This is a genomic window from Pseudomonadota bacterium, from assembly GCA_030860485.1.
Classification (GTDB): domain Bacteria; phylum Pseudomonadota; class Gammaproteobacteria; order JACCXJ01; family JACCXJ01; genus JACCXJ01.
Window position 1 is genome coordinate 1 of the sequence record JALZID010000222.1, and the last position, 7,171, is coordinate 7,171.

8 protein-coding genes and 1 pseudogene are annotated in these 7,171 nt (G+C 59.8%); 7 read left to right on the top strand and 2 right to left on the bottom strand.

From position 1 onward, the window contains the following. From M3461_13270 to M3461_13300, 7 genes and pseudogenes are all read left to right on the top strand, one after another. A partial coding sequence (locus M3461_13270) for a hypothetical protein (protein ID MDQ3775240.1) occupies positions 1–239 on the top strand: 239 nt, incomplete at its 5' end. A 907-nt stretch (positions 240–1,146) separates the two neighbouring features. Further along, positions 1,147–1,776: pseudogene (locus M3461_13275) on the top strand (reverse transcriptase domain-containing protein). A gap of 24 nt (positions 1,777–1,800) precedes the next feature. Further along, positions 1,801–2,202 (top strand): hypothetical protein, encoded by a 402-nt coding sequence (locus M3461_13280; GenBank protein MDQ3775241.1) that lies wholly within the window; start codon positions 1,801–1,803, stop codon positions 2,200–2,202. 1,807 nt (positions 2,203–4,009) lie between these two features. Continuing rightward, positions 4,010–4,087: a DUF2283 domain-containing protein gene (locus M3461_13285; GenBank protein MDQ3775242.1), complete on the top strand. Its 78-nt coding sequence runs from the start codon at positions 4,010–4,012 to the stop codon at positions 4,085–4,087. A 569-nt stretch (positions 4,088–4,656) separates the two neighbouring features. Then, the gene (locus M3461_13290) at positions 4,657–4,965 is read left to right on the top strand and encodes a hypothetical protein (GenBank protein MDQ3775243.1); all 309 of its coding nucleotides are present in this window, start codon (positions 4,657–4,659) and stop codon (positions 4,963–4,965) included. Next, positions 4,962–5,228: a hypothetical protein gene (locus M3461_13295; GenBank protein ID MDQ3775244.1), complete on the top strand. Its 267-nt coding sequence runs from the start codon at positions 4,962–4,964 to the stop codon at positions 5,226–5,228. Before M3461_13290 ends, M3461_13295 begins: the two co-directional genes overlap by 4 nt. Before the next feature lie 350 nt (positions 5,229–5,578). After that, complete coding sequence (locus tag M3461_13300; protein ID MDQ3775245.1) at positions 5,579–6,367, top strand: outer membrane protein assembly factor BamD; 789 nt, start codon at positions 5,579–5,581, stop codon at positions 6,365–6,367. Here M3461_13300 and M3461_13305 read toward each other — a convergent pair. Beyond that, the gene (locus M3461_13305) at positions 6,342–6,668 is read right to left on the bottom strand and encodes a type II toxin-antitoxin system RelE/ParE family toxin (GenBank protein ID MDQ3775246.1); all 327 of its coding nucleotides are present in this window, start codon (positions 6,666–6,668) and stop codon (positions 6,342–6,344) included. The genes M3461_13300 and M3461_13305 overlap by 26 nt on opposite strands. After that, entirely contained in the window at positions 6,665–6,886 is a 222-nt protein-coding gene (locus M3461_13310; GenBank protein MDQ3775247.1) for an addiction module protein, read from the bottom strand. Before M3461_13310 ends, M3461_13305 begins: the two co-directional genes overlap by 4 nt. Positions 6,887–7,171 lie beyond the last annotated feature (285 nt).

Consider the following 7,171-nt stretch of genomic DNA (forward strand, 5'->3'; position numbering starts at 1 on the left):
TTTTGATCCTTTCGGCAGCAACCCACCTGACTCCCACACCGCCGCCGCTCTGCCGTCGCGCCCTCGACCCAACCGATCGCGACCGCGCTTCCCACCAAAATCACGCGCTTTTACAACCCCGTCAACATCCGGCACAACTCGTCGAAGAGCAGATTCAGGAGCTGTCGTCTGACCCACTGGTCGGCACCCGCTTCCGTCAACGCCTACGATCGAGGATGCTTCGCTACATCGATGAGTGACCGATCGCCGTCGCCTGCCCAAGTCTTCTTGTCCGGTGCGGCTGTTTCGTTATCGCGCCAGGAGAAGCTCGGCGTGTCTTGCGGGGTGAAAGTCCCCGTCGGGAAAGGGTTAGCCACCCGCCCGTATCGAGTCTTGCGTCTGTGGCGGAGTCGAGGGAGGGGGCGAACAAAGCAGGCGAAGCGTAGACAGAGCATCCTGTAGGCCGTAGGGGTGACGCGCACCCTGAAGTGCTGGTACAGCTTCGAGATAAGTTTGTTGCGGATGCCGAGGGTTTTAACGTGCCCGAAGGCAACACGAAGCACCCATTTTAGCTAGGGTGTGGAGGTCCGCCGGAGTCCTCAGGCCGTGGCCTGCAGGAAGAGATACGTAAGAGAACCCGGGAAGCCCCAAGGGCTCCTACCGGAGGGAAGCATGAACGTAAGGTACACAGGTATTGAGGCACGCAAGGGGAAACCCGGACACGGGGTTAGACTGGAACCTAAGCGCTCATGTGGAAGCCCGGAACAGGTAGGCGGAGGAGTACTGTCAAAGGGAAAGCCCGCCGCATGTCCTTGGGGTGTCTTATCAGGCATAGTACTCTGAGCATGGGAAAGCCATGTACATGGGGAAGGACCTGACGGAAGTACGTAGCCTGCACAGGCCCCTCGTGCCGGACGGAGTCGGGCCGGGTCAACACGAGCCAACCTTCCTGCAGGCCATAGCCATCGGCGAGAGCCGACAAGCGACACCGTTTTCAGAACCTCTACCGGCACCTGGACGCTGACTTTCTCTTTGCCTGCTGGCACGACCTGAATCAGGATGCGGCCAGTGGTGTGGATGGAGTGAGGGCGGCCGAGTATGCAGGGGACCTGCATGCCAACATTCAGGACTTAGTGGAGCGACTCCAAGCGTTACCGTGCCAAGCGGGTGCGGCGTGTTTACATTCCCAAGGAGAACGGAAAAGAGAGGCCCATAGGCATCCCGGCGCTGGAGGACAAGCTGGTACAGCTCGCCTGCGCCAAGCTGCTCGCAGCCATCTATGAGCAGGCCTTCCTGGATGGCAGCTACGGCTACCGGCCGGGGCGTGGCGCATTGGATGCGATGCGAGAGCTGACCTTTGACCTGCAGTACGGCGTCTATGGCTACGTTGTAGAGGCCGATGTCAAAGGGTTGTTCGATAATCTCGACCACGTGTGGCTGTTGTCGATGTTGCGTTTGCGCATCGACGACCAGGCCTTTCTGGGATTGATTCGCAAATGGCTGAAGGCCGGCATTCTGGACACCGACGGAGCGGTCATTCACCCGGACACCGGTACTCCGCAGGGCGGTATTGTCTCACCGGTCCTGGCCAACGTGTATTTGCACTAAGTCCTGGACCTGTGGTTCGAGAAGATGGTCACGGCCCACTGTCGCGGCGACGCGTTGTTGTACCGTTACGCCGATGATTGGGTCTGCGCCTTTCGCTTTCGTGACGATGCCGAGCGTTTCTATCGGGCGCTGCCGAGGCGGCTGGAGAAATTCGGCCTGCAGGTGGCGCCGGAGAAGACCCGCATCCTGCGCTTCAGCCGCTTTCACGCGAGCATGACGCGACGGTTCACCTTCCTGGGCTTCGAATTCTACTGGTTGGAAGACCGTGAGGGGACACCGCGGGTAAAACGACGCACCGCGCGCAAGAAATTGCAGGCGGCGTGCCGGCGGATCAAGGCATGGATCAAGGAGAACCGGCATCGGCCGGGACACGACTTCTTCCGGGGTCTCAACCGCAGGCTGCAGGGGCACTACAACTACTTTGGCGTACGAGGCAACTCCCGTGCGCTTTACCGCTTCTACGAATGGGCCATGAACTGTGTGTTCCAGTGGCTCAATCGGCGAGGTGGCAAGCGCCGGAGTTTCAACTGGGAGACTTTTACCCAGGTCCTCGAGCGCATGAAGGTAGTGCGCCCCCGCATCACTGAGGCTAAGTGCCGGCGGGTGTTTGCTTGATGTTCGAGCTTTGCGCGGACGCGAGTACAACCGAGGAACCCGGTGCGGGAATACTGCACGCCGGGATCTGGGCGGGTTGCGCCTTGAAAGCGCATAGAGTTCAGTAGCCTGAGATGGCTACCGCGGTAAAGCCTAGCCAGCAGCCGTGTACCGAGTTTTGCGTGGTGGTGTGGTAACACGCCCTGCGAAGCGTAGACAGGGAGGGTGTAGGCCGGAACGCAAGTGAAGGGGAGGATTAGCCCCGAAATCGATCGGTTGGAAGTAGCTGACCTTATCCCGTTATGGGGAAAGCAATATCGCAAGGCCCGTTATACTGGCGAGGGTCGTGCGATGCTTTCAGGGTTCGTACCCACGGCATGCACTCCAAGGACGCTATTGCGAACAAGGGAGATCCGGCAGGTTCAAGCGGAGCTTGTAAGGTCGAGCGAGCTGACAAGGTGAGGACGGCCTGATGACCTGTCGGAAGTCAGACTGGCTGATAGTACTCGGGGGTCGGGAGAGCCGACCACAGGGGGAAGCGGCCAGCAGACGTTGAATTGTTCTAGGGACACATGAGCCTCATTCAATGGAGGGTTGCGGACCTTTATGCAAAGAGAGGAGCAGCCAGTCATGCTAACAGGACTAGAACGAATAGCAGCGATCAAGCCGCAGGGGTGAGCTGCTCAAGGGTGAGCGGCTCTGCATGCCCTCGTTGTTGCGGTGCTGTGAATCAACACCTGAAGAGCGTAGTGCGGCAAATCCGCACGCTACGTTCTGTGGGAGCCGGGGGCGGGTGACCGCCTCCGGCGACCCGGTGATGGTTTGCTGGACTTGGAGGTTCCCGCCACTACCCCTCCATCATGTGACAATGTGGAGGGATGGTTGCCGTTTCAGACACTCGGCGTGGCGCCCGGGGATGCTTGGGGTTTCCGATTGTGGTATCGTGTGACGCCCCGATTCACGGTCGCGGATACGAGCCGCGACAGCTGTTCTCCATCCGATCCCCAACCCTCTGACCTGAACTTATGCGCTAACGGAAATATCAATGTTAAAACACGCAGATGACGACCGAACCCTAAAGGGATCTCGCCAAAAACGTCCCCGCTGTGATCCTATCGCACGGTAAGAACGGCTACGGCGCGACCCGGACAGATGGTTCCGATATCCCTACTCCGGACCTGTGGTCAACCACTATCGCCGATGAGGAGGAGAACACCGATGATACTAACCTGACCTTTATCAGCCGTCACTATACCGTGGAAGAACCAAGTTGCGCTGACAATGATGGCAGTAGACCCTACTGTGCCTTCGACGATATCGTGGTGTGGCTTTCCGCAAGTGTCTTGAAATACCGATTGGTCCAGGCCGGGCGGTTACCGTAGGTGACCGTTGAAAAATGACCGGGTGCGGTGAGGACCTAGCCGCATCGCGCGCGTCATTCATCGACCGGAAGACTCGGGTGAGCAAGGTACGCTGAGTTGGGTAATGAAACCCAGTCTACCGAGTTCGCGGGGGATTGCATCCGCTCATCGCAGCCCACGATAGTACAGTCGCCCGATGAAGCCTATCCGCCTGACCAGACATGCCGTGGAGCAATCTATCTACTGAGCGAGGAGCTACCGCGACGGAGGTATGCTATGTTGTCGAACAGGGCTCGCGTGGAGCCGGCAAAGCAAGGGGGCGCATGCTGTGTCGATCTAATTTCCACCATAACGGATCGTGGCAGGGGAATTGCCGTGCGATAAAACAGGTGGCGTCTGTTATCAAGGAAGAACCGGAAGAAATCGTGGTCATCACCGTATACACGTTTTTCTTTTGAGCGGACATTATGAAGATCACCTACGACCGTGAAGTAGACGCCCTATATATCAGGCTCTGTGTGCCGAACGCTCAGACTCAACGATGAGGTCGCCCTGAATATTGGGCAGCGAAGCGCTCGTCGGCATCGAGATCCTGGATGCTACGCATGTGTTCGGAGCTGAAGAGCTCCAGGATCTCGTGGTCGAAAACGTGCAGCTTGCGGTATCGGGCTGAAGACACGACGCGCTGCAGGCGGAAAGAAGTAGCGCGAAGGCTCCTTGTGGGCGTTCCGCCGAATGAGGCGGAGTCGTGTCCGCAGACCCGGCATGGGCCTGCGCCCTGGCGGGTATCCGCCTTACGAGATCTCAAGTCTCCCTCCCCTGTCCGCGCTTCATGCGGACAAGGGCGGGGGTGGGGTGAGCGGCGCCGTGCCGAATATCGCCCACCCTTACCCCCACCCTAGCCCCCCCGCTTCGCGGGGGAGGGAACCGGCGCCTATCACCCCGCGTTTGAGTTGAGGAAAGAAACCAGGAACGATCTTATCGACATTGGAACCGCTGGGTTCACCAGGCCAGCCTACGGTCCTGAAATACCAATTGGTCGAGACCGGGAGGGGTTGGTGCAGCCCTCGCAAGTTCGGGTGAATGCGATGAACCCTAAGCTGCACGAAAGGTCTTGATTGAAGTGCTTTACAGCATAGAGTATTCACCGGATGCTGAAGGGCATCTTCGCTGGTTGACGGCGCGCCAGCGTACGGTGGTGCTGGATGCTGTCGACGAGCAACTAACGCATGAGCCGATGGTCGAAACGAGAAACCGGAAACCCATGCGTCCCAACCCGCTGGCTCCCTGGGAACTCCGGATCGCCGAATTACGGGTATACTATGATATCGAGCAAGAACCTGAACAGGTTGTATACGTGCGTGCGGTCGGCGTTAAGCAGGGTAACCGCGTTAGTATCACAGACGAGGTGATTGAGCTATGAAGATCCTAGAGAAGTCAGATGCCACGGGTTCTCTGGCTGAGTATACCGCGGACATAGAGAAGGAACCGGTCATCGTAACAAGTGATGGGATACCGATTGCAGCCCTGGTGCCGATAGGCAACGTAGACCTGGAGACGATGTCTTTGAGCACTAATGCTGTGTTTATTGCACTAATCGAGCGTTCGCGAGCTCGTCATCGCGCAGAAGGGGGCATATCGAGCGACGAGATGCAGCGTCGAATGAGAGACAGTGAACGCGCGTAAGGCAGAAAGGTGAGGCGGAAGATGCTTCGTTGCGTCCCGCCGTATCGCTATGCGGCGGATCGCCTTTGGCGGTATCCGCCTCACGAGATCAAGACTCCCTCCGCTGTCCGCGCCATCCTGCTCCGCGCAAAGCCCAGTGCGGCCATTCCTGGCCGCTCGCTCGGCGGGCCTGTCGTCCACCGGACGACAGGCTCATCCGCCTAGCCCTTCAAGCCGGCTCGACGTAGTGTCAGCTAAGCCTTCGCCGACTTTCGGTCCGCGCGGCCCCAGAGACCGGCGCCTCGACGGCCTCGCGACGGGCAGTGATGAGAAATCCGGGCTAGAATAGCGCGCGCGGCGAGATCAACCCCATGCACAAGCTCTATTGGTTGCCCCTGGTCCTGGCCTTGACGGCCTGCTCCACCCTGGAAGGCATCTTCGAGGACAAGAAGGAGGACGAGACCAAGGAGTGGTCGGCCGAGAAGCTCTACAGCGAGGCCAAGGATTCCTTGCAGGACGGGTACTACACGAAGGCCATCGAGTACGACGAAAAGCTCCTGGCGCGCTATCCCTTCGGGCCCAACAGCCAGCAGGCGCAGCTCGATCTCGCTTACGCCTATTTCAAGAACGACGAATCGGTTTCCGCGGTCGCCGCCTGCGACCGGTTCATGAAGCTCTACCCCGACAACCGGCATGTGGACTACGCCTATTATCTCAAGGGTCTCGCGCGGTTCCAGGAAGGCAAGGGGTTGGCGGAGCGCTTCCTGGACATGGACATGTCCCAGCGCGACCAGGCCTCGGCCCTCAAGGCCTTCCAGGACTTTGCGGAGCTCACCCGGCGCTTCCCCAGGAGCCGCTATGCCCGGGACGCCCAGCTACGTATGACCTACCTGCGCAACCTGCTGGCCCAGCACGAGATCAACGTCGCCCATTACTATATGCGCCGCGGGGCCTATGTGGCGGCAGCGAGCCGTGCCCGCTACGTCGTCGAGCACTATCAGCGTGCGCCGGCGATGCCGGACGCCCTCATCCTCATGGCCAAGGCGTATCGGGTGTTGGCCCTCGACGATCTGGCCGACGATGCCATCCGGGTGCTAGAGCACAACTACCCGAGCCACCCGGGGATCGAAGAGGTCAGGGCCGTGCGGCTTGCCGAGTAAACCCGACTACTTTACTGTTTCTCCAGTAGCCGGGGCGCCGACTATGGTGTGCGACCGCCCAGATGCGAAGCTCGTCGCCTGTGACTGTGTAGATCAGGCTATACGGGAAACGCTCCATGACGAAACGGCGCTTGCCGTACCGCCAAACGGCTCCGAGGCCCGGATGGCGTAAGAGGAGGTCAACCGAGCGCCCGAACTCCGCGAGGAGCGACTGCGACAGGATGATCCCAGCTCGCTGTTTGTAATATTCGGCTGCTTCCCGTAGATCCTCTCGTGCCTCGGGGTGCAGCGAATAGTTCATCGAAACTCGGCTTTCAGTTTGGCTAAGGCCTCAGGGCCAGGTAGGAGCGAAACCGCACCGTTGTCGATTTCAGCGTGACGCCGCTCGACCTCTGCTGCCCACGCTTCCTCGATCGCCGGATCAGAATCAAGACCGGCGATCAGCTTCTCGATCAGCCGCGCTCGCTCCGACGCCGGCAACTGCAACGCTTCGGCTTCCAGTGTTTCAACCGTGGACATGGTCACCTCCGAGCGGGTATTGAGATGGCGCCTAGGTTGCCACACCGGCCCATTCGAGAGCAACTTGGCCAAAGGACCTCGCGTAATGCGCGCTCATGATGCGGCCTGTCGGTTGCGGACAGGGCCCAGCGGCGTTCCGTTCGCGCTCAATCCTCTCGATACCCCGAGCTGATCGGATAGCGCCGGTCACGGCCGAAGGCGCGGCGGCTGATGCGCACGCCGGGGGCGGCCTGGCGGCGTTTGTATTCGTTACGGTCCACGAGGCGTACGATCCTGGCCACCGTT

Bases quoted from the DNA above. Each gene is read 5' to 3' on its own strand.
- M3461_13300 (MDQ3775245.1), top strand. From the start codon at position 5,579: ATGCACAAGCTCTATTGGTTGCCCCTGGTCCTGGCCTTGACGGCCTGC.
- M3461_13310 (MDQ3775247.1), bottom strand. From the start codon at position 6,886: ATGTCCACGGTTGAAACACTGGAAGCCGAAGCGTTGCAGTTGCCGGCG.
- M3461_13295 (MDQ3775244.1), top strand. From the start codon at position 4,962: ATGAAGATCCTAGAGAAGTCAGATGCCACGGGTTCTCTGGCTGAGTAT.
- M3461_13280 (MDQ3775241.1), top strand. From the start codon at position 1,801: ATGACGCGACGGTTCACCTTCCTGGGCTTCGAATTCTACTGGTTGGAA.
- M3461_13285 (MDQ3775242.1), top strand. From the start codon at position 4,010: ATGAAGATCACCTACGACCGTGAAGTAGACGCCCTATATATCAGGCTC.
- M3461_13305 (MDQ3775246.1), bottom strand. From the start codon at position 6,668: ATGAACTATTCGCTGCACCCCGAGGCACGAGAGGATCTACGGGAAGCA.